Source organism: Massilia sp. TSP1-1-2 (assembly GCF_049896185.1).
In the GTDB taxonomy this organism is placed as follows: domain Bacteria; phylum Pseudomonadota; class Gammaproteobacteria; order Burkholderiales; family Burkholderiaceae_D; genus Telluria_A.
The window spans coordinates 1-22,030 of the sequence record NZ_JAFCTU010000057.1 but is presented as its reverse complement, the minus strand read 5'-3'; the positions used below and the strand labels follow the sequence as shown (position 1 = coordinate 22,030).

The window sequence follows — 22,030 nt, the reverse complement described above, 5'->3', positions numbered from 1 at the left end:
TGCCCCATGATGCGTTATCTAAGATTTGTTTACAACAACTTTCTACACTGTGCGCTCAGGCTGAATAGTCACGAAATCCGAATCGTTCGCTATATAGCAATCTTTCGCGCCAGGAAAAATTAGACTGGAATGATAATCGCCGGTGTCGTCCGGTCCGGCGCGCAGCGCTTTAAATTTGTTGGGAACGTCATTGGTGACGCGCGCGAGCAAAGCACAAAAATCATCGGCGCGTGCTTGGCCAACGGGCAGGATCGATAGCGACAGGAGTAGCGTGACGGTGGTGCGATACATGATGGTCCCCTGGTGTGAACCAAAAAATCTATGCCTCGAGCCGAACGTGACGCATGTAACGCAGGCCTTCGTTGAGCGCATCGCCAACTTTCGCTGCGCCCCGCGAAGCGAGCGCAAACCCGGCTTGCGAGGCGGCAATACGCTCACTGGGCGTGCCGTGGTGGCTTGGTTTGTTGAACGCATAGTCGCCGATGCGCCTGAAGGTGTCGCCGGCGGACCACAACGAAATTGTCGGATCGCGCCGCTTCATCACGCCAAGGTACCAGCCGGCCACGTAGTCGGCGTGCAACTCGGAGCGGCGCACTGTCGGTTCGCCCTGCTCCAGCTGCGGCCCCAGGGCGTGCTTGAACTGCAGTATGTGGGCGAATTCATGCGCCGCGATGGCGATAACGGCAATACCGTTGTCTTGATAGCGGCTGAGCAGGTCATCGAACAGTTCGCGCCCGAACAGCACGCTGCCCCAGGTACCGGAGGTACGCGTGTCCGGCGTAGCGCAAGCGTTCATGCCGTCACTGTCGCGGTAAAACGAAAAGGAAGGCGCCACTTCAAAACGGGCCGAGGCGCGGGCCAGTGCTCGGCCCAGAAGTTTGTCGAGCTGCGAATCGCCCGATGATTCCAACAACGTCTGGTCCTGTGCAATGTCGCTGATGGGGCCCGGGTTCAAGCCGTGATGGGAATTGACGCGACCGATTAAAAAGCAACCGTGCGACACGCTGTCCGCTGCGACCGGTCCGCTGCGCACGGCAAGCGCACAGGCGGCGCATTTTACAAATTGCCTGCGTTCCATGGCAGCTCCTCTCAATGTGTTCGGATGGACACACCGTTGGCATAACCGGGCGGATAGGGCATATTGCAATAGCATGGCGTGCCGATCGCACCACTTTGATTGATGATGCACCAGAAAGTGGGGGTCTGGCATACGTTGGTCAAATGCTGCTGCGGCTGCGGCTGCGGCTGCGGCTGTGGCTGTGGCAGTGGCTGTGGTTGTGTTTGCGGTTGCGGCTGTGGAGCGGGTTCGTTCTGCCCACCAGGGCAATTTCCCTCGCCGAAATAGCAGCCGTCGCCGCCAGTGGCCTTGTTACCCTTGATGTAAGTCCCACTACTGCGAATCGATGGCTTGGCCGCCGCCGCGCCCGCACTGCCATGCGTCCCCGGCCATTGGCACATGCCGGTTTGCGGCAACAGGGACACCACCAGTAACAACGCAAGCTTGTTCATGACCGCCTCATGCTGAGAAACAACGTTGGATCCCCACTTACTCTTTGAAATCGACGCCATAGACGGGGGCGATGTCGGCGTCGAGCAATTCCTTGATTCGGTCGGTCGAGATAGCGCCACCCCTGCTGGCGTTGCGCACAAAACGGGTTTTCAGCGCGGCAATCGAGGCGTCGACGGTCCAGCGTTCGGGCGACCATAGGCGCCCGGCATTGGCGAACGACGCGCGAATATGGCCCGAGCCGTTCAAACGGGAAAACGCCAGCACATCGCCTCCCAGCATCCTATCGAAGGGGACAATCTCGCCGATGCCGAAGCGGCTCAAGGCGTCGCCGGGTCCGCGCGATTGCACGCCCTTGAACTGATAGAGGTGCGGACGGATGTTTAGGTACTTGCTCTGCTTCCAATGGCTGATCGGGAACTTGACGAAGACCCTAGGCACCTCTTTGCCCACTTCGTTCAGTGTTCGGATCAGGACCTCGGCGACGGCGGCAACGCACATGGTCTTGCCACCATTAGTTGCAGGGATGCAGCAGGCGTCGCCATAGTGGAGGTCTTCCGTGAACGAGGAGTTGATATCGTAGTTCCGACCGCCAAGTTCGCGCTCCATCTGTTCTGTGGTGCGCAAGATGACGCTGTTCAGATCATTGGCCGCGTGCGCCGCGCCACTGAGCAGCAGGACCGCGGCGATCGATGTCAGCTGCATCGGCCTGGCCATTTTGGTACGGACCAAGCACCGACAGATTTCTGCATAAGAAAATAGATTTGCGCTCATTATGGCTCGCGAGGTGGGTGAGGTTTTCTCGGATAGCGTCAAACAATCTTCCCACTTCGCTTGTTTTTTCATAGCACTTGTTTTTGATGCGATGCAAACGTCGTGCTGGCGAGACGGATAGCGCCTCTTTGACGCCGCCGCAGCACGCAGCCGGCAAACCGCATCAAAACAGGATTACTGGCCGTGCCAACATGGCTTGTCACGCTTCAAGCGCGGCAGTATTGCCGCCGGGGCGATGGTGGCACCGATAGCGCCGCTCTTCCAGCGCCCTCTTGAAATTCCCCCCAGCATCGGCCCGCTTGCTGCTATACTCCGGCCTCGAAAAAATGGCCCTGCAGCACGGGCTGTGCAATCGTGACCTTGTTGAACCGAGCCCGACTCTCGCAGCCGGGCTTTTGCTTTTCCGGCGCTGCAGATGAGAGATAAAAAAGACTACGCAACATTCGACCTGCCCGGTTTTGGCCCTGCCAGCGCACTGGGCCATCCTGTGGCCGAAGCGCGCCGCACGACCGTGCCGCGGCAACGCAAGATCGCCGCCAAGCAGTACCAGATGGAACTGCTCGACGCCACCGACGCCAGCGGCCTGCCCGTGTGGCGGCGCGATGACAATACCGACCTGACCGGCCTGCCCAACTGGGCCGCAGCCTGACGACCCTGTTAGACTTGGGCCGTCCCCCTTTAATTGACGGCCGTATCACATGAATCCAATTCCCTTTACCACCCTGCCCTTGTCCGCCACCTTCCTGGCCAACCTCGACACGCTGGGTTACCACCAGATGACGAACATCCAGGACAAGAGCCTGCCGCACGTGCTCGAGGGGCGCGATCTGATCGCGCAGGCCAAGACCGGCAGCGGCAAGACGGCCGCCTTCGGCATCGGCATCTTGCACAAGCTCAATCCGGCCTGGTTCGCCGTGCAGGGCCTGGTCCTGTGCCCCACGCGCGAACTGGCCGACCAGGTCGCCGGCGAACTGCGGCGCCTGGCGCGCGGCGAAGGCAACATCAAGGTCCTGACCCTCACCGGCGGCACCGCCATGCGCCCGCAAGTCGCGTCGCTCGAACACGGCGCCCACATCGTGGTCGGCACGCCCGGGCGCATTCGCGACCACCTGGGGCGCGGCACCATCAACCTGGCCAACGTCCAGACCTTGGTGCTGGACGAAGCGGACCGCATGACCGACATGGGTTTTTACGACGAGATCGCCGGCATCGTCAGCGCCTGCCCCAAGCGGCGCCAGACGCTGCTGTTTTCGGCCACCTACCCGGACGACATCCGGCGCGCCACCGAGCTGTTTTTGAACAACCCGGTCGAAGTCATCGTCGAAGCACAGCACGCGGGCGACCAGATCGAGCAGCGCTTTTACGAAGTGGGCTTCGACGAGCGCGACGCGGCCGTGGGCAAGCTGCTCAAGCATTTCAAGCCGGTCTCCGCGCTCGCCTTTTGCAACACCAAGGTCCATTGCCGCGAACTGGCCGACGAATTGCGCCAGCAAGGCTTTTCGGCGCTGGCCCTGTACGGCGAACTCGAACAGCGCGAGCGCGACGAAATCCTGGTACTGTTTTCAAACCGCAGCTGCTCGGTGCTGGTGGCAACCGACGTGGCCGCGCGCGGCCTGGACATTGCCAACCTCGGTGCGGTGATCAATGTGGACGTGTCCAAGGATACCGAAGTGCACGTCCACCGCGTGGGGCGCACCGGCCGCGCCGGCGAATCGGGCCTGGCCCTGTCGCTGTGCGCGCCCAACGAAAAAAAATGGGTCAAGCTGATCGAAGAGTACCAGCATGCGCCCGTCAGCTGGTTCAAGCTCGACGAACTGACCGACGAGACCGACGAAGCGGCGTTGGCGCCCATGGTCACGCTGTGCATTTCCGGCGGCAAAAAGGACAAGCTGCGCCCCGGCGACCTGCTGGGCGCGCTGACCGGCGACGCGGGCTTGACCAAAGAACAGGTCGGCAAGATCAATGTCACTGAATTCCAGACCTATGTGGCGCTCGAGCGTGGTGTGGCCAAGGATGCGTTCAAACGCTTGAACGCCGGCAATCCGCTGGGCCGGGATTTTGGCAACATCAAGGGGCGCAGCTTCAAAATGCGCTTTATCGACGTGTAAATGGCTTGGTGCGGCGCGTCATTTGGTAAAAACACAACGGTCGGCGAGGGCCGAAGTGTAAGAAAACAACGTTGCCTTGCTTACATCGCCTATACTGGTAAACGTTGCCAGTACTGCTAGGGGCGTGCTCAAGGTGTGGCGCCCATGGCATGTCGTTTGCACAAGAGAGAGATTTAGCTGCATACGAAGAGTGACCTGCTCTCTCAAATCTGGCATTATTGCTGCGAATAAACATCAAATTCTCAGGATCCCATGCTAATGAACAATGAAGTCGTAAGCGATGAACGCGAAGCATTGAAACAGGCTTTTATCCGTGGCGCCGGCATTTCCGCCGATGCGTTCGGAACCCTGACGCCGGAACTGATGGAATTGATGGGCAAGCTGATGAACGGCTGCCTGCAGGGCACGATCGACTTGCTGGCCTTGCGCTCGCTGGTCAAGCAGGAAGTCAAAGCAGACGTGACGGTGGTCGTCATGCGCAACAACAACCCCCTCAAATTTTTCCCCGACAGCGAAACCGTGCTGACCCAGATGCTGCGCAAGAAAATGCCCGGCTTCATGGAGCCGCTCGAAGCGATCGACGACGCCTACCGCGACCTGCGCGGCCACCAGAAAGGCGTCGTGGCTGGCACCCGTGCCAGCATGGACAAGGTGATCCACCGCCTGCGCCCCGAGCGCATCGAATCGGCCCTGAAGGCCAACCTGCTGCATGCGGCCATTCCGTTCCAGCGCAAGGCGGCCCTGTGGGAGCTCTACAAGCAGCAGCACCATGGCGTGGCGGGCGAATCGAAGGACCAGTTCAAGACCCTGTTCGGCGCCGACTTCCTCGACGCTTACGAAAAAGAAGTTGACCGCATCGCGAGCGGCGCCGATGACTGAGTTCAGCACGCCGATCTCCCTGACCTGGACGCGCATCAACGACATCGGCAAGCGCAGCGCCAACCAGGACACCGTCGGCGAGGCGTTCAACGATCCGCTGGCCTGCTTCGTCGTGGCCGACGGCGCCGGCGGCCACGAGGGCGGCGAAGTCGCTTCGCGCGTCGTGGTCGACGCGATCATCACCTGTTTTAACGAAGCGCCCGGCTTTGGCCCGGAAGCGCTGCTCGGCTACGCCGCCTGCGCCAGCGCCGACGTGGCCGCGCGCAAGCTCGTCGAGCCGCACTACGCTGACATGAGCACCACGGTCGCCGCGCTGCTGGTCGACTGCAACCGCGCCCAGGTCATGTGGGCGCACCTGGGCGACACCCGGATCTACCTGTTTCGCGAAGCGCGCCTGCACGCCATGAGCAAGGACCACAGCCTGACCCAGCAACTGATCGACGCCGGCTATGCGCGCGCCGAACAGCTGCGCATCCACCCGCAGCGCAATATCCTGTTCGCCGCCATCGGCGCCGAGGGCGACACCCGGATCGAACTGTCGGCCGGCGCCATGGCGCTGCATCCCGGCGACGCGCTGCTGCTGTGCAGCGACGGCTTGTGGGAATGGGTCATGGAAGCGGACATGGAGCGCACGCTGGCCCAGTCCGAGAGCAGCGAACAGTGGCTGGCCGCGATGCGCAGGCTGGCCGACGACAACATCCTCAACACCGGCAAGGTGCGCGACAACTACTCCGCCTACGCCATTCTCGTGCACAAGGCTGTCCTATGAGCGCACACATCATGCACGGATCGGAAAACTGCCTGCCTATCGGCACCCGCCTGGCCGACTTTGAAATCACCGGCGTGCTCGGCGAAGGCGGCTTTGGCATCGTCTACATCGCGTTCGACCATTCCTTGCAGCGCACGGTGGCGATCAAGGAATACATGCCTGGCGTGCTGGCCACGCGCGGCGATGACCACAGCATCCGCGTGCGCGCCGAGCGCCACCAGGAAACCTTCATCGTCGGCCAGAAAAGCTTCATCAACGAGGCGCGCTTCCTGGCCCAGTTCGACCATCCGTCGCTGGTCAAGGTGTACCGCTTCTGGGAACAGAACCAGACCGCCTACACGGCCATGCAGTACTACGATGGCCGCACCATCAAGGACATTGTCAACGGCTCGCCGGAACTGGTCAACGAGGCTTGGTGCCTGAAAATTCTCAAGCAGATCCTTGAAGCGCTCGAGATGCTCTACACGATGCGCATCCTGCACCGCGACGTCTCGCCCGACAACATCATCGTGCAGGAAAACGGCGACGCCGTGCTGCTCGACTTCGGCTCGGCGCGCCAGATCATCGGCGACCGCACGCGCGGCCTGACCGTGATTCTGAAACCGGGCTATGCGCCGGTGGAACAGTATGCCGGCGACGCTTCGCTCGACCAGGGCGCCTACACCGACATCTACGCGCTGTCGGCGGTGATCTATTTTGCGATCATGAAGGAAGCGCCGGCGACCTCGATCGCGCGCATGGTCAAGGACCCGATCGTGCCGCTGGCCCAGCGCGGCGTGGAAGGCTACAGCACCGCATTTCTGGCCGCGCTCGACAAGGGCCTGGCCGTGATGGCGCACGAGCGCCCGCAAACCATCGACGCCTTTCGCGAACTGCTGGGCATCGAGTCTTCCGGCGTGCCGCGCGCGCGCTCGACCGGCAACACGCAGCGCTTCGCCACGCTCGACCGGCTGCCGCAACAGGGCGGCGACGACGATGTAACGATCATCGCCGCGCCCAAGACGGCGCCGCTGCCGTCGTCGGCGCCGCCGGCCGCCGCCGCCATGGCTGCCGCTGCCGCTGCCGCTGCGCCCAAAGCGCCGGCCGCCGCCAAAGCGCCCAAAGTTGCCAAGGTGCCCAAGCCAAGCGTCATTCACAAGCCGGCGCCGCGCTGGATGTCGCGCGTGGCGCTTGGCGTGTCGCTGCTGGTGATCGCCGGCTTCGGCGCGCGCTGGCTGCTCTCGTCGCCGTCGGACATCCTCATGCCGGCCGCCCAGGGCGACGCGCCGGCTAGCGCGCTGCCGGATGCGTCATCGGCACCAGCAGCGGCACCAGCAGCGGCACCGGCATCGGCACCGGCGCCGGCAGCGGCAGTACCGCCACCGGCGGCGGCGGCCGAACCGGCAGTGGACGACATTTTGTCGCCGACCGCATCGGCCACGGCTGCCGCGCCGGCGCCTGCTCCTGCACTGTCCCCTGCGCCCCTCGCCCCGACTGCTGCAGCGACTGCTGCAGCGCCCAAGGATGCGCCAGGACCGGTCTCGGTCGACGCGATCCTGGCCCCCGCACCCGCGCCCGCGCCCGCGCCCGACATCAAACCCGAAGTGCCCGACACGGCAAGCTACCGCCTGGCGATCAAGCCATGGGGCACCGTGTATGTGGATGGCAAAGAAAAGGGCGTCAGCCCGCCGCTCAAAAAGCTGGTTTTGCCATCGGGCAAGCACAAAATTCGCATCGCCAATCCTGGCTTTCCCGACTATTCGATGGACGTGAACCTTGCCAAAGGTAAATCAGCAACGATCGATTACGATTTCGCTGCGCGTTCCAAGTAAAACCATGAAGACTGTGACCATGAACACCATTTCCCGCACTTTGCTCAGCGCCCTTGCCGGCACGCTTATTTTGTCCGGCTGTCAGACCGTGGAGCCGGTCGTCGCCCCCAAGCCGGCACCGGTACCGCAAAAGGCGCCGTCGGCGCCGGCCCGTCCCGCACCCGGCACGCCGGGCAATCCGATCCCGCCGGGCTCTGGCCAGGCCGGCGCCGAGCAAAACGCACTGCGCGAAGGCATCGACCTGTACAACAAGGGTTCTTACAACGAGGCCATCAAGCGCCTGGCGGCGCCTGAAATTGCCAACGGCGCCAAGGCGGACCGGGTCCAGGCGCTCAAATACTCCGCCTTCAGCTACTGCGTGACGTCGCGCCAGACGCTGTGCCGCCAGCAGTTCGAAAAAGCGTTCAAACTCGATCCCTCGTTCAACTTGCAGCCTGGCGAACACGGGCATCCGCTGTGGACGCCCCAGTTCGAAAAAGCCAAGAAGGCCAAGTAAGCGCCTTCACCTGAACAGCTAAGCCTTCACGCTCGCGGAAGGCGCAAAACGCGGCGCCTTGCGGTGCAGCGTGGCCTGCTCGTACGCATACGCCATGCCGATCAGCGCCGCTTCGCTAAACGCCCCGCCCACGAACGACAGACCGACCGGCAAACCGTAGACATAGCCGGCCGGTACCGTCACGTGCGGGTAGCCCGCCACCGCCGCCGGCGTCGAAAAACTGCCGCCGTAATGGTCGCCATTGACAAAATCGGTGAGCCAGGCGGTGCCGCCGGTGGGCGCGACCAACGCGTCCAGCTGATGCTCACGCATGACCTGGTCGATCCCTTCGGCCTGCGCGTAACGCCGGTTGTTGGCCAGCGCATCCAGGTACTGCTTGCTCTTCAAGTTGCCCTTGGCCTGCGCCGCGACCAGGTGTTCCTGCGCGAAGTGCGCCATTTCGCGCCCGGCGTGCTGCTGGTTGAAGGCGATGACGTCGGCCATGTTCTTGATCGCCGCGTGCGGCGCATACTCACTTAAATAGTCTGCCAGGCCAGGGGCGAATTCATACAGCAGCACCTCGGTTTCGGTCTCGCCGTACTTGCTGGTGTTGGGCACCTTGACGTCGACCAGAATCGCGCCTTGCGCCTTGAGCACGGCCAGCGCTTTCTCGATGGCCGCGTCGAGCTTGTCGTAGCTGCCGAAAAAATCGCGCGCCACGCCCAGCCGCTTGCCTTTGAGGCCGCCCGCCACCAGGGCCTTGGCGTAACCGCCCTTGCCTGCCGCCTGGCGCGTGATCGGGTCGCGTTCGTCCACGCCCACCAGCGCGTCGAGCATCAGGGCGGCGTCGCTGACGCTGCGCGTCATGGGGCCGGCCGTATCTTGCGAGGCGGCGATCGGGATGATGCCGCTGCGGCTGACCAGCCCCAGCGTGGGCTTGATGCCGACCAGGCCGCAGGTGGACGCCGGCGAGACGATCGAGCCATCGGTCTCGGTGCCCACGGCCAGCGTGGCCAGGCTGGCGGCGATGGCCGCGCCCGAGCCGGAGCTTGACCCGCTGCAATTGCGGTCCAGCGCGTAAGGGTTTTTGGTCAGGCCGCCGCGCCCGCTCCATCCGCTGGTGGAATGGGTCGAGCGCATGTTGGCCCATTCCGACAGGTTGGTCTTGCCCAGGATCACGGCGCCGGCGGCGCGCAGCTGGGCGGCCACGTGGGCGTCGCGCACCGCGCGCACCCCGTCCAGGGCCAGGGAGCCGGCCGTGGTGCTCATCTTGTCGGCGGTGGCGATGTTGTCCTTCAGTAGCACGGGAATGCCGTGCAGGGGCCCGCGCAGCTTGCCGGCGGCGCGCTCCCGGTCCATGGCGGCGGCAATGGCCAGCGCGTCGGGATTGAGTTCAATGATGGCGTTGATGCGCGGGCCAGCCTTGTCGACGGCGGCAATGCGCGCCAGGTATTGCCTGACCAGCGACTGCGACGTCAGCTTGCCCGCCGTCATGCCGGCCTGCTGCGCCATCACGCCCGCCTCCAGGATGTCCCCCGCCACGCCAGGCGCTGCAAGCGCCTCGTTTGCCAGCACCGCTGCGGCCGCGCCAGCCACACCCAATCCCACGAAATTCCTGCGATCCATAATTTCCTCAATGAATGAAAACAGGCATTGAGCATAGCAGCGCTTGACGCGCCGGAACGCAGCGGGACGAAAAAAAAGCGCGCGAGCAATGCCGGCGCGCTTTCGTGTCAATACGCGGCTTAGTTTCGAACGACGCGCTTGTATTCGTTGGTGCGGGTGTCGATTTCGATGACGTCGTCGGTGCTGACGAACAATGGCACCTGAACGGTATGCGAGTACGACTCGATCGCGTTTTCGATCTTGGCTTCTTTCAGGACGTTGCCCGACGTATTGCCCTTGACCGCTGGCTCCGAGTAGGCAACCTTGCGCGCGATGGTGGTTGGCAGTTCGACCGAGATCGCCTTGTCGTTATAGAACACGGCTTCGCATTCCATGCCGTCCTTCAGGTAGTTCAGCGCTTCGCCCAGGTTCTCTTCTTCGATTTCGTACTGGTTGTAGTCGGCGTCCATGAACACGAACAACGGATCGGCGAAATACGAATAGGTCACCGGCTTCTTGTCGAGCACCACCACGTCGAACTTGTCGTCGCCGCGGAAGACGTTTTCCATCGGGCTGTTCGTCAGAAGATTTTTCAGCTTCCATTTGTAGGTGAAGCCCGTGCGGCTCGAACCGTTGACATCGGAACGCAGGACGATCCAAGGCTTGCTGTCAACCATGATGATGTTGCCAACACGAATTTCTTTTGCAGGTTTCATAAAATGTGTACGTAAAAAGTGGGTTGCGTAAAAATCATCTGTCGCCTGCTGGCCAATAAGGACGGTAAGCTCACGTTTGATCGAATAAAAATACATGGCCCCCCGCGTGCGCGAGGGCGATGTCCGGGCGCTCGCTTGCGCGATCACGAATGCCATCGATTAACCGGGCATTATACCCGAATTTTGGCGTGCATCAGCTTGTACTGCGGCAGCAAAGGCAAGCAAGTTGGCCGTCAAGTCGCCGTGGGTCCGCATGCGCTCTTCCCAGCGCTCGCAATGGCGGGCCATCGGCAGCCTGGCCGCATCAAAGCGCGCCCACAGCTCGGGCCAGGCGGCGCTGGCCGATGACGCTGCGTCGGCGTCGTGCGCGCCATTCCAGCGCAGCGACAGCGCCTGCAGCGGCGCCTGGTCGCAGGCATAGCGTTCCAGAAAAGCGCGCAGTTTAACGTGGTGCAAAGCCTCGTCTTGCTCGTAAATGTGCCAGATGAACGGGCGAGCCGCCCACTGGGCGCGAACAAAGGAATCCTCGCCGCGCACAAAATTGATGTCGCAGGCCCACAGCAGCTTGTCGTAGTCGCGCTGCGGCAAAAATGGCACCACGCGCAGCGTCAGGGCCCCGCGCCGCACCACCGCGCCGACGCTACCCGGCGCGCCCAGAAAGGTCTCGACGGCTTGCACGGCTACGCCTTCGGGCACCAGGCACGTCAATGGCGCGGCGCCATGCTCCCACGCGTTGAAGAGCGCCGCGACCGGCGCACTCGGATAGCAAAACAGCGAGACCTTGCACGCGGCGCGCTCGGACGCCGCGACGCCCAGCTGCGCGAGAAAGGCGTCAATGGCGGCCGGATCGGACTGGAACAGGCGCCGCTGCTGGCCGAGCGCCGCTTCGCGCAGCAGGCCGCCGGTGCGCTCGGTAAAGCCCGGGAAGAAAAAATGCTTGGTCAGCGGCAGGCGCGGATGCATCGAGGGCAAGCGGTGGCAGCCTTCGACCCATTCCTCGGCGCTCAAGCCTTCCAGGTTCAGCCATACCGGGCGCGGCGTGCACGCGGCCATCGCCTGTATATAAGTGGCGGGAAGGTCGACGCCGAAGAACTCGACCACGATATCGGCCACGTCCGCCGGCGTGAATGCTTCATCGTCGGCGCGCCAGTGGCGCACCGCGACTGCCTCGACCAGTTGTTGTTGCTGCGCCCCCGCCGCCGCCGACACTTGCGGGCACAGGCGCTGAAAACTGACCAGGTCATCCACCCACAGCGTGACGGCAACGCCGTGTTCGCGCTGCAGCTGACGCGCCAGGCGCCAGCAAATGCCGATGTCGCCGTAGTTGTCGACGACCTTGCAAAACAGCGCGAGCGAAGGGGCGCGATGGACGGTGGAAAGCATGGGTGGGTTTCGGCATGGCCTGCTGGGAAGGGCCCCATTTTACCCGATGGCGCGTGCGCAGCGGCAGCAGCGGGCCAATTTTACCGCTTATCCACTTACTAACACTCACCCGAAAAAGGACACAGAGATTATCAAAACTTAAATATCCGGGCCGGGTCCAATTCCTACCAATGCCGGAGCCGTCCAGCCTGCACAACGCGGGCAATAAAACGTGGCGCTACCCGGGTGCAGTCGCATTGGAATCTTTGCGTCCCGCTGACCGTCCCTTACCGGTCACTCGACGCTTCATGTTGCGCGCAGCGGTAGCTTTTCATGCGCCTGTAAGGAGTCCGCGGGTCCCGCAAGAATCAAGAACGCACGATGGACCGGTTGAAGGACATGAAGACCAGCTCGCCTTTTGTAGATTGGAGTGAGTCATGAATGAATATCAGAACTACGGTGTTGGTGCAGGGTCGCAACTGGCCCCACAAGGTATTTTCGGCAGCCTGCTCGGTGCGCCCCTTGGCGGTCTGATCGGGCGCGGCATCGGCGGCCTGTTCGGCAATGCCAACCTGGGCCGGCAAATCGGCCAGACCGCCGGCGGCATCGGCGGGGGCTTCCTGCCTTTCGGCGCCGACCCCATCACTGCGGCTTACGCTCAACAAGCACAGCAACAGCAAATCGAACAACAACTGCAACAGCAGCAACTGCAGCAGCTTCAGCAAGCACAGATGGGCCAGCCGGGCCAGCAGATCGGCCAGCAACTCGCACCGCAAGGCTGGTTCGGCAACCTGATCGGCCAGGTGGGCCAGCCGCTGGGCGGCGCCATCGGCGGCCTGTTCGGCAACTCCGGCCTGGGCAGCACCATCGGCGGCGTCGCCGGCCAGCTCGGCCGCATGCTGCCGTTCGGCGCCGATCCCGTGTCGCTGGCGTATGCGCAACAACAGGCGCAGCAAGCCCAACTCGCCCCGCAAGGCTGGTTCGGCAACCTGATCAGCCAGGTGGGCCAGCCGCTGGGCGGCGCCATCGGCGGCCTGTTCGGCAATGCCGGCCTGGGCAACAGCATCGGCGGCGTGGCCAGCCAGATCGGCCGCATCCTGCCGTTAGGCGCTGACCCGGTGGCGCTGGCCTATGCGCAGCAGGCACAGCAGGCACAGCAAGGGCAGTTCGCGCCCCAGGGCTGGTTCGGCAATCTGATCGGCCAGGTGGGCCAGCCGCTGGGCGGCGCCATCGGCGGTCTGTTCGGCAACTCCGGACTGGGTAGCACGATCGGCGGTGTTGCAGGCCGCCTTGGCAGCATGCTGCCATTTGGCGCCGATCCCGTTTCGCTGGCCTACGCGCAACAAGCACAACAAGCACAACAAGCGCAGCAGGGACAGCAAGGCCAGTTCGCACCCCAGGGCTGGTTCGGCAACCTAATCAGCCAGGTCGGCCAGCCGCTGGGCGGCGCCATCGGCGGCCTGTTCGGTAACTCCGGCCTGGGCAGCACCATCGGCGGTGTTGCCGGTCGCCTGGGCGGCATGCTGCCTTTCGGCGCCGATCCGCTGTCCCAGCAAATGCAGCAGATGCAGCAACTGCAACAGCAACAGCTGCAACAGATGCAGCAGCAACAACAATTACAACAGTTGCAGCAGCTGCAGCAACTGCAGCAGTTGCAGCAACAGCAGCAACCGCAGCAGCAACAGCAGCAACCGCAAATGGGCCAGCAAGGCCAGATGGCACCGCAAGGCTGGTTGGGTAACCTGATCGGCCAGGTCGGCCGTCCGCTTGGTCACGCCATCGGCAGCACGTTCGGCAATGCGGGATTGGGCGGCACCATCGGCGGCATCGCAGGCCAGCTCGGCCAGATGCTGCCTTTCGGCGCCGATCCCGTCTCGCAGCAATTGGCGCAGCAACAGCAGCAACAGCAACAACAGCAGCAAGTGGCGCAGTTGATGGCGCAGTCAGCCCAGCCGGGACAGCAAAGCTGGCTAAGCAACATCATGGCCCAGCGTAATCCGTTTGCGCAGTTCGGCACTGGCATGTGCAGCCCAAGCATGGGAAACAGCCAGTACGGCCAGATGCTGCCATTTGGCGCCGACCCCATGTCGGCGGCCTATGCGCAGCAGGCGCAGCAAGCACAGCTGGCACAGCAGCAATCGCAGCCCAACAGCTACTACAACCAGGGCATGCAGTACGGCGGCGAACCTACGCTGCATTAACGCTGGCTGCATGAACGCTGGCTGCATGATCGCCGGCGACATGAACGCTTGCTAAAAGCAAGCGGCTAGCGTACCGGCTCCCGCCAGCGTCAACGGCGGGAGTCCAAACCCGAAGGAGAGCTGCATGGACAAAATACGCTTCATCGTCCGCGCGCGTGCGGAAGGTAGCACGCTCAACGACTTCCTCACCATGATTCGCGACGAACCGGAGCTTGAACTGCTCAACACCATCGGGCCCGAAGACCGGCCCCATACGGCAGTGGTCGCGACCACACAAGAACATGCGTCCGCTTTCGAGCAGCGCTTTCGCACTTCACCAGAATTGATGATCGAACGGGATCGTCCGCTGTCGCTGTTTGACAAGACGGCGGACTTCCTGCAACGGTCCGAAAGGAATACAAATGCCTAAAAATCCAGATGGCGGACCAGTCAATCCGCTGGACAATCCTGCCGACGGCGCCGCTGACAGCGGTCCGGGCGGCGTCGCCGCGTCGGAGCGCTCGCGCGGACCGAACCGCGGCCAGAACGACACTTCCCGCCCGCAGCAGGGCAACGCCAACCGCGCCAGCTTCAGCCCCACCGCTTCCGACACAGCCGCCGACACGCGCGGCGGGCGCGCCGTCAGCGAGCGAAAAAAACAATTTCTCATCGCGCCGCGCCACCATGACACGCTCGCGCCACTTGGCTTGTCGCCGCTGTCGCTGCAGTCGGTGGAACAAGCGCTGCGCACCAATCCCGAGATCGAGATCGTCGACACGGTCGGCCCGCGCAACACGGTCGGCATGATGGCCGACGGCATGGGCGGCGGCCAGGGGGTGCTGGTGGCGCGCATGACCGAGCAGCGCGCCGGCGACCTGCACCTGCAAGGCCAGGGCCGGCTTGTCGTCGAGCGCGACCAGTACCTGGGCATGATGGACCCGCAGCTGCAGCCCAGCTTTGTCTCGAGCGTCATTCCGCACAGCGGCCCGGCGTTCACGGCCGTGATCACCGTGCTGGGCAAGGATGGCGCACCCGTGGCCGACGCCGAGGTGTCGCTGTTCGGCAGCATGCTGCCGGCCACCGCCGTCACCGACGCCGGCGGCCAGGTCACGCTGTCGCTGTTTGGCGAGAGCGCCGGCTCGATCCGCAGCCTGTACGTCAAGCCCAAGGCCGATTACTGGAGCTTTTACCAGCGCGACCCCGACGTTTCACCCGACGAGCCGAACGTGGTCGGCCTGCGCGCGCTGTCCGACTGGCCCTCGCTGGCCGGCTTCCCGCGCCAGAAAACCGTAGGCTGGGGCCAGAAGGCCATGCGCATGGACCAGTTGCCCCCCACCTACCGGGGGCAAGGCATCAAGATTGCCGTGATCGATTCGGGCGCGGCCACCACGCACGAAAGCCTGAACCGGATCCATGCCGGCGTTGACATCGTCAACAAGAAAAACTCGCCCGACACCTGGAACGAGGACACGCTGGGCCACGGCTCGCATTGCGCCGGCGTCATTGGCGGGGCCGACCTCGCCTTCGGCATCCGCGGTTTCGCGCCCGACGCCGAACTGCACATTTGCAAGCTGTTCCCGGGCGGCCAGGTCAGCCAGTTGATCGATGCGCTCGAATATTGCATTGAAAAACAGATCGACGTCGTCAACCTGTCGCTGGGCGGCGCGGAACCATCCGAAGCGCTCGAGCAGCAGATTCAGCGCGCGCGGCGCGCCGGCATCGCTTGCATTGTCGCGGCCGGCAACTCCGGCGGACCGGTGCAGTATCCAGCCTCGTCACCCAACGTGCTGGCCGTATCGGCCATCGGCAAGCTTGACGAATTCCCGCCCGACAGCTATCACGCGCAGACCTTGACGCAAAATGTGGATGCGAACGGCTACTTCAGCGCCAGCTTCAGTTGCTACGGGCCGCAAGTGGGTGTGTGCGGACCAGGCGTAGCGATCACCTCGTCGGTGCCGCCAAACAACTATGCGGCGTGGGATGGTACTTCGATGGCGGCGCCCCATATCACGGGACTGGCCGCGCTGGTGCTCGCGCACCACCCCGAATTCCAGGGCGCGCTGCGCCTGCGCAGCGCCGAACGCGTCGAGCGCCTGTTCCAGGTGATCAAAATGAGCGCGCGCCGCGTCAGCCTGGGTGAACCGGGCCGGGTGGGACTGGGCTTGCCGGACGCCGTCGTCGCCGTTGGCCTGCAACCGGCGTTGAGCACGCAGTCGACCTTCGGTAGCGCGATCGGCTCGCTGATGGGCCAATCGGGCCAGGCCATTGGCGGCATGCAGGGCAACGGGATGCTCGGTGGCGTGCTGCCGGTCCAGCACATGTTCGGCATGCCCGGCAATCCGTTCGGGAACATGCAAGGCTACGGCCGCATGGGCTGGTGACAGTCGAGGGATTAGACAAACCAGGCGCAACAATGCAAAAAGCCGCACTAGGCGGATTTTTGCATCAACTGGCGTCCCCAAGGGGATTCGAACCCCTGTACTCACCGTGAAAGGGTGATGTCCTAGGCCTCTAGACGATGGGGACAGAAATCTGTCCTGAATGGCATAACCACCCTGACCTGTCGTACCAATAAAAAACCCTGACGAGTCAGGGCGTTTAGGGGTACTAAACTGCTTTGCTGCAATTAACTACTTTACTGCTGAACTTCCATGCTGCGCAAACTGCTGGGATCTGCGCGAGCTTTTCGAATCATGGCGTCCCCAAGGGGATTCGAACCCCTGTACTCACCGTGAAAGGGTGATGTCCTAGGCCTCTAGACGATGGGGACCCGGTACTGCAATCAGGTAGTGGCATCTACCTGCACATCTTCACATCTTTCTTCGCAACCGAAAACTTGGTGGAGGTAAGCGGGATCGAACCGCTGACCTCTTGCATGCCATGCAAGCGCTCTCCCAGCTGAGCTATACCCCCCGTGTCGCGAAGAAGCAAAATTATAGCCTACGCCCCGGCAATATGCAAATGCCTGAGTGAGATTTTTTAAAGATATTTTTTTACGCGGGCCAAAACGGTGTCGCGGCCGAACAGCACCAGCACCGCGTCGATGGCCGGCGTTTGCAGTTGGCCGGTCAGAACCAGGCGCAAAGGCATGGCCAGCTGTGGCATCTTCAGCGTGTTTGCCGCCAGCACTTCCTTGATCATCGCGGCCAGCGCCTCCCTGCTCCACGTCACCGTGGCGCAGCGCTCGGCAAACAGCGCCAGCGCCGGCTTGACCGCGTCGCTCAGGTGCTGGGCCAGCAAGGCGGCATCTGGCTGCGGGGTGCGGTAGAACAACATGGCCGAGTCCGCCAGTTCGATGACGGTGGCGGCGCGCTCCTTCATCAAGGCCAGCGCGTCGGCCAGCGCGGGTGCGCCGTCGAAGTCGGCGCCTTGCGCCTGCATCAGCGGACGGGCCAGGCCGGCCAGGCGCTCATTGTCGGCCAGCTTGATGTAATGGTTGTTCAGCCATGCCAGCTTTTCATTGTTGAACTGCGCGGCGGACTTGGTCAGGTGGTCGGTATTGAACCACTCGCAAAACTGCGCCATCGAAAACACTTCATCGTCGCCGTGGCTCCAGCCCAGGCGCGCCAGGTAGTTCAGCATCGCTTCGGGCAAAAAGCCCTTGGCCGGGTAATCCATGACGCTGACCGCGCCATGACGCTTGGACAGTTTTTCGCCGTCCGCGCCCAGGATCATCGGCAAGTGGCCGTACAGCGGCAGCGGCGCGCCGATGGCGTTGAGGATATTGATCTGGCGCGGCGTATTGTTGACGTGGTCGTCGCCGCGCAGCACGTGGGTGATCTGCATGTCCCAGTCGTCGACCGCCACGCAAAAGTTATACGTGGGCGTACCGTCCGGGCGCGCGATGACCAGGTCGTCGAGCTCTTCGTTGGAGATCGTGATCGGGCCCTTGACGACATCGTTCCACGTCACGTCGCCGTCGAGCGGGTTCTTGAAACGCACCACCGGCTTGCGCTCGGCGGGGGCAGGGGGCAAGGTCTTGCCCGGCTCCGGGCGCCAGGTACCGTCGTAGCGCGGCTTGTCGCCCGCAGCGCGCATGCGCTCGCGCATGGCCTCGACTTCGTCGGGCGACGAATAGCACAGGTAGGCCGTACCGGCTTCCAGCATCTGGGCCACCACGCCACGGTAGCGCTCCATGCGCTGCATCTGGTAGAACGGTCCTTCGTCATGATCCAGGCCCAGCCATTGCATGCCTTCAATGATGGCCTGCACCGCTTCTGGCGTCGATCGTTCCAGATCGGTGTCTTCGATGCGCAGAATAAAGGTGCCGCCGAAATGGCGCGCATACGCCCAGCTGTAGAGCGCGGTGCGGGCGCCGCCGAGGTGGAGGTAGCCGGTAGGGCTGGGGGCAAAACGGGTGCGAACGACGGTCATGGCGGGGATAGTCAAAAGGAAAGGAGGCTATTTTACAGCCTCACCGGAGGCGCCGCACCAGAGTTGCGCCCACGGTCACGGCGCGCAAAGCGGCTCATTGTTTCCTGACAAAGTTCCCCGCCTCATGCAGTGCCTATGCGCTGGCTCAACACTCACCTTGTCGCCCTTCTCGATACTGGAAGTATCAATAATTGCCATAAAGACAATGTCATAACGTCATAATCGGCAGCCGCCAGCTTCCCGGCAGGAAGCGCCCCTCCTCCACAGCGAGACCATCATGGAACGGCGAATCTTCTTGAAAATAGGTACCGGCGCAGCCATCGCGGCGGCAATATCCGCATGCGGAAGCGGCCACGGCTCGGGCGGCGGCTCCCCGTACACGCCGCCGCCCGAACCGGTCCGCACCAAGGTCGCGCTCGGGTGGAACAATGTCGTGCTCGATGCCGTGCGCGCAAGCCGCGTGGCGCCACCGATCGCCTCGCGCGCGCTGGCCATCGTGCATACGGCCATGTACAACGCGTGGTCCGCCTACGATCCGATTGCCATGAGCACCATCGCTCCCGGCGCCATGTTGCGTCGCCCCGCCGCCGAACAGACGGTCGCCAACGCGGTCAAGGCGTTCAGCTTTGCCGCCTACGCCGCGCTCCTCGACCAGTTCCCCGCGCAACGGGCAGCCGTCGACGCACACATGGCCGTGCTGGGCTTTAACCCGGCCGACGCCTCGCCCGACTTTACCTTGCCGCAGGGTGTAGGGTCGATCGCCGCCCGTCTCGTGCTCGAGGCCGCCCACGTCGACGGCGCCAACCAGCTGGGCAACCTGACCGCCAGCGGCGTCCCCTTCGCCGATTACACCCACTACACGGCGCGCAATGCGCCCATGGTGATTGGCGAACCGACGCCGCGCAGCGCCATCGCCGCGCCCGGCATCTGGCAACCGTTGACCTTCCGCGACAGCGCCGGCGTCTTGCGCACGCAAAGTTTCGTCACGCCATTTTGGGGCCAGGTGCGCCCCTTTGCCCTGGCCAGCGGTGCGCAGTTTCGCCCCAGCGGCCCGGCCGCCTTCGGCAGCAGCGCCTATGAAGACCAGGCGCGCAGCATGGTCGCCACCCAGGTCGCGCTCACCGAAACGCAAAAAATCATGGTCGAGTTCTGGGCCGGCGGCGCTACCGGCGAGCTGCCCTCCACTTACTGGAGCCAGTTCGCGCAGTTCGTCTCCCAGCGCGACGGCCACAGCGAAGCGGACGACATCAAGCTGTTCTTTGCACTGTCAAACGCGGTGTTCGACGCCGGCATTGCCGCCTGGGATGCCAAGCTGGCCTACAATTCGGCGCGGCCCATCACGACCGTGCGCTACGTGACGGCCGGCCAGCGCATCCAGGGCTACGGGGCCGGTCCTGCGGCCGGTTTGCAGGCGCTCGCCGGCGAAGCGTGGTTGCCTTACCAATTGCTGGCCAACCCTACGCCCGCCCACCCGGACTATGTGTCGGGCCACAGCACCTACAGCGCGGCGTCGGCCGCCGTGCTTAGGCTCTTTACGGGCAGCGATGTATTCAAGCACGGTGTCGCCATTCCCAAGCGCTCCATGCTGTATGACCCGGCCCTGCCAAGCGCCGAATCTTCGCTTGGCTGGGATACCTTTACCTACGCCGCGTGCGAAGCGGGCTCCTCGCGCGTGTACGGCGGCATCCACTTCCCCGATGCCGACCTGGCCGGACGCACCCTCGGCGAGCAGGTGGGCGCGGCGGTATTCCAGAAAGCGCGCAGCTACTGGCTGGGCTAGCCTGAATTTTGCATAAAAAAGGGCAAGAATGCCGTAAGTGCTTGATAAAATGTGAGTATCTCGAAACACAGTTCATCAAAACGAACGCCACCTTGCCCGACATGAATTCTACTTCAGAACAGCTACGTTTTCCATCCATTCCAGGTCATACCATTCGTGCCAATTTTGACGGCGGTGGTTTGTCGTCCGACCTCGGGCCGTTGCTGCTTCGTGGTGTTGATCGTCAGATCGGCCTGACCGAGCGATTGACGCAAGCTTTGGCCGACACTCGGCACGCCAGTTACGTCACGCATTCGCACTGCGCGTTGCTGGCTCAACGCATCTACCAAATTGGCTGCGGCTACGAAGATGGCAATGACGCTAACAGCCTGCGCCACGATCCGATGTTCAAGCTTGGCGCCGGTCGTTTGCCGTTTGGTGCGGACACCGCGCTGGCGTCGGCATCGACAATATCGCGCTTTGAGCACGCCTCCAGCAGCAAAGATATTTATCGCCTCTGCAAAGCGCTTGTCGAACAATTCATCGCCGGCTTCGCCAGTCCACCGAGCAGTCTCATTCTCGATCTGGATCATTCGGAAGATGCGGCGCATGGGCAACAGCCGCTGGCGTTTTACAACCATCATTACCGTAGTACCTGTTACTTGCCTCTCATGATATTCGATGGTCAGTCGGGGGCGTTGGTGGCCGCTGTTCTACGTCCAGGGAAAAGCCCGACCGGCGCCGAAAATGCCATGATCATGCGCCGTGTTCTCACCTTGATTCGCAGGCACTTTCCGGAAACCCACATCCTGGTACGCGGCGATGGCCATTTCGGCAGGCCGGAATTGATGCAGATGATCGCAGCCATGCCCAACATCGACTTCATCTTCGGCCTTCCTGGCAACGTCAAACTGCAAGCGTTAGCAGAAAAAACAAAACAGCGCGCTTGCGACCTTTGGGCATCGCTGCAAACCCAGGACGTGGTGCCGGAGGCTGTGCGCCTGTATGATGAATTCCCCTATGCCGCAGGCTCGTGGCAGAAGTCATGGCGCGTGCTGCTCAAAGCCGAGGTGATGGCGCTGGGCGAGAATCCTCGCTTCGTCGTTACTTCCTTAAAAGGCCTCGACGCCGGCATGCTTTACGAGGACGTTTATTGCGCGCGTGGCCAAAGTGAAAACTTCATCAAGCATCTGAAGAACGACCTGGCATCGGACCGCACATCCTGTACCAGTTTCCTGGCCAATTTCATGCGCCTGCTATTGCACGCCGCCGCCTACATCCTGCATCAACAATTGCGCACACAGGCACTGCGGCACACCTTGCTATCGCAAGCACAGCCATCGACCGTCATCAACAAACTGTTCAAAATCGCGGTCCAGGTCCGCCAAACAAAACAGCGCATCGTCTTGCATTTGCCAAGCGCCTGCGCGGTTAAGAGCCTGCTCCACACCCTCGCCGAACGCCTGTTCATCTGCGTGCCGACGAACATCGTCAACTCCTCCTGACGTCGATTCGTCCGGTCAGTCGTGAACAGACCTCCCGCCCGCAAACCTCAACCATTCAACCCTGATCAAAGGCCGCTCATAGAGCATGGGTAGGGCGAGCTTAGCCTGACGCCGCGATGACCACGCGCAGCTAGTGTAGTGCGTCAAACAGATTGAAGCTTATTAAGTTTGGCACGAGCGCGCGTGACTTTGGCAAGAATGTCGGT

At 62.8% G+C, this 22,030-nt stretch carries 19 protein-coding genes and 3 tRNA genes; 11 read left to right on the top strand and 11 right to left on the bottom strand.

What is annotated here, in order from left to right; genetic code table 11:
- Window positions 1–42: 42 nt before the first annotated feature.
- The 4 genes from ACP7BV_RS26120 to ACP7BV_RS26105 are packed head-to-tail and all read right to left on the bottom strand — an operon-like array spanning window position 43 to window position 2,212.
- A complete protein-coding gene (locus ACP7BV_RS26120) occupies window positions 43–291 on the bottom strand; it encodes a hypothetical protein (protein WP_426107809.1) in 249 nt (82 codons plus the stop codon).
- Window positions 292–319: 28 nt separating this feature from the next.
- A complete protein-coding gene (locus ACP7BV_RS26115) occupies window positions 320–1,078 on the bottom strand; it encodes a hypothetical protein (RefSeq protein ID WP_426107808.1) in 759 nt (252 codons plus the stop codon).
- 11 nt (window positions 1,079–1,089) lie between these two features.
- Window positions 1,090–1,509 carry a hypothetical protein gene (locus ACP7BV_RS26110; protein ID WP_426107807.1) on the bottom strand — a complete coding sequence of 140 codons (420 nt, stop codon included), beginning with the start codon at window positions 1,507–1,509 and terminating at the stop codon, window positions 1,090–1,092.
- Window positions 1,510–1,546: 37 nt separating this feature from the next.
- Window positions 1,547–2,212 carry a hypothetical protein gene (locus ACP7BV_RS26105; protein ID WP_426107806.1) on the bottom strand — a complete coding sequence of 222 codons (666 nt, stop codon included), beginning with the start codon at window positions 2,210–2,212 and terminating at the stop codon, window positions 1,547–1,549.
- A gap of 484 nt (window positions 2,213–2,696) precedes the next feature.
- Here ACP7BV_RS26105 and ACP7BV_RS26100 point away from each other — a divergent pair, with 484 nt between their 5' ends.
- From ACP7BV_RS26100 to ACP7BV_RS26075, 6 genes are all read left to right on the top strand, one after another.
- Window positions 2,697–2,930 (top strand): hypothetical protein, encoded by a 234-nt coding sequence (locus ACP7BV_RS26100; RefSeq protein ID WP_426107805.1) that lies wholly within the window; start codon window positions 2,697–2,699, stop codon window positions 2,928–2,930.
- A gap of 49 nt (window positions 2,931–2,979) precedes the next feature.
- Window positions 2,980–4,389, top strand: coding sequence for an ATP-dependent RNA helicase DbpA (gene dbpA, locus ACP7BV_RS26095; RefSeq protein ID WP_426107804.1), 1,410 nt, complete (start codon window positions 2,980–2,982; stop codon window positions 4,387–4,389).
- A 258-nt stretch (window positions 4,390–4,647) separates the two neighbouring features.
- Window positions 4,648–5,268, top strand: a complete 621-nt coding sequence (gene tagH, locus ACP7BV_RS26090) for a type VI secretion system-associated FHA domain protein TagH (protein WP_426107803.1) — start codon at window positions 4,648–4,650, stop codon at window positions 5,266–5,268.
- Window positions 5,261–6,037, top strand: a complete 777-nt coding sequence (locus ACP7BV_RS26085; RefSeq protein WP_426107802.1) for a PP2C family protein-serine/threonine phosphatase — start codon at window positions 5,261–5,263, stop codon at window positions 6,035–6,037. The genes tagH and ACP7BV_RS26085 overlap by 8 nt, the downstream gene beginning before the upstream one ends.
- On the top strand, window positions 6,034–7,848 hold the full coding sequence (locus ACP7BV_RS26080; protein WP_426107801.1) for a protein kinase domain-containing protein: 1,815 nt from the start codon (window positions 6,034–6,036) through the stop codon (window positions 7,846–7,848). Before ACP7BV_RS26085 ends, ACP7BV_RS26080 begins: the two co-directional genes overlap by 4 nt.
- 19 nt (window positions 7,849–7,867) lie before the next feature.
- A complete protein-coding gene (locus ACP7BV_RS26075; protein WP_426107800.1) occupies window positions 7,868–8,344 on the top strand; it encodes a TssQ family T6SS-associated lipoprotein in 477 nt (158 codons plus the stop codon).
- A gap of 18 nt (window positions 8,345–8,362) precedes the next feature.
- Here the strand turns inward: ACP7BV_RS26075 and ACP7BV_RS26070 are convergent, their stop codons facing one another.
- The 3 genes from ACP7BV_RS26070 to earP all read right to left on the bottom strand — a co-directional run bounded on the left by ACP7BV_RS26070 (window position 8,363) and on the right by earP (window position 12,027).
- The gene (locus ACP7BV_RS26070) at window positions 8,363–9,949 is read right to left on the bottom strand and encodes an amidase (protein WP_426107799.1); all 1,587 of its coding nucleotides are present in this window, start codon (window positions 9,947–9,949) and stop codon (window positions 8,363–8,365) included.
- Between the two features lie 119 nt (window positions 9,950–10,068).
- Window positions 10,069–10,644 (bottom strand): elongation factor P, encoded by a 576-nt coding sequence (locus tag ACP7BV_RS26065; RefSeq protein ID WP_426107798.1) that lies wholly within the window; start codon window positions 10,642–10,644, stop codon window positions 10,069–10,071.
- Window positions 10,645–10,803: 159 nt separating this feature from the next.
- Window positions 10,804–12,027 carry an elongation factor P maturation arginine rhamnosyltransferase EarP gene (gene earP / locus ACP7BV_RS26060; protein WP_426107797.1) on the bottom strand — a complete coding sequence of 408 codons (1,224 nt, stop codon included), beginning with the start codon at window positions 12,025–12,027 and terminating at the stop codon, window positions 10,804–10,806.
- A gap of 416 nt (window positions 12,028–12,443) precedes the next feature.
- Between earP and ACP7BV_RS26055 the strand changes: the two genes are divergently transcribed.
- The 3 genes from ACP7BV_RS26055 (at window position 12,444) to ACP7BV_RS26045 (ending at window position 16,567) form a co-directional block, all read left to right on the top strand.
- Window positions 12,444–14,207, top strand: a complete 1,764-nt coding sequence (locus ACP7BV_RS26055; RefSeq protein ID WP_426107796.1) for a hypothetical protein — start codon at window positions 12,444–12,446, stop codon at window positions 14,205–14,207.
- A 124-nt stretch (window positions 14,208–14,331) separates the two neighbouring features.
- Complete coding sequence (locus tag ACP7BV_RS26050) at window positions 14,332–14,616, top strand: hypothetical protein (RefSeq protein ID WP_426107795.1); 285 nt, start codon at window positions 14,332–14,334, stop codon at window positions 14,614–14,616.
- Window positions 14,609–16,567 carry a S8 family serine peptidase gene (locus tag ACP7BV_RS26045; RefSeq protein WP_426107794.1) on the top strand — a complete coding sequence of 653 codons (1,959 nt, stop codon included), beginning with the start codon at window positions 14,609–14,611 and terminating at the stop codon, window positions 16,565–16,567. The genes ACP7BV_RS26050 and ACP7BV_RS26045 overlap by 8 nt, the downstream gene beginning before the upstream one ends.
- Before the next feature lie 69 nt (window positions 16,568–16,636).
- On the opposite strand, the gene ACP7BV_RS26040 is transcribed toward ACP7BV_RS26045, so the two are convergent.
- From ACP7BV_RS26040 to gltX, 4 genes are all read right to left on the bottom strand, one after another.
- A tRNA-Glu gene (locus tag ACP7BV_RS26040) sits at window positions 16,637–16,712 on the bottom strand.
- Between the two features lie 168 nt (window positions 16,713–16,880).
- Window positions 16,881–16,956: transfer RNA gene (locus ACP7BV_RS26035), tRNA-Glu, on the bottom strand.
- Between the two features lie 67 nt (window positions 16,957–17,023).
- A tRNA-Ala gene (locus ACP7BV_RS26030) sits at window positions 17,024–17,099 on the bottom strand.
- Between the two features lie 66 nt (window positions 17,100–17,165).
- Window positions 17,166–18,560 (bottom strand): glutamate--tRNA ligase, encoded by a 1,395-nt coding sequence (gene gltX / locus ACP7BV_RS26025; protein ID WP_426107793.1) that lies wholly within the window; start codon window positions 18,558–18,560, stop codon window positions 17,166–17,168.
- A 277-nt stretch (window positions 18,561–18,837) separates the two neighbouring features.
- Between gltX and ACP7BV_RS26020 the strand changes: the two genes are divergently transcribed.
- Both ACP7BV_RS26020 and ACP7BV_RS26015 read left to right on the top strand, forming a co-directional pair.
- Window positions 18,838–20,340, top strand: coding sequence for a DUF6851 domain-containing protein (locus ACP7BV_RS26020; protein WP_426107792.1), 1,503 nt, complete (start codon window positions 18,838–18,840; stop codon window positions 20,338–20,340).
- Window positions 20,341–20,441: 101 nt separating this feature from the next.
- A complete protein-coding gene (locus ACP7BV_RS26015) occupies window positions 20,442–21,824 on the top strand; it encodes an IS1380 family transposase (RefSeq protein WP_426107810.1) in 1,383 nt (460 codons plus the stop codon).
- Window positions 21,825–22,030 lie beyond the last annotated feature (206 nt).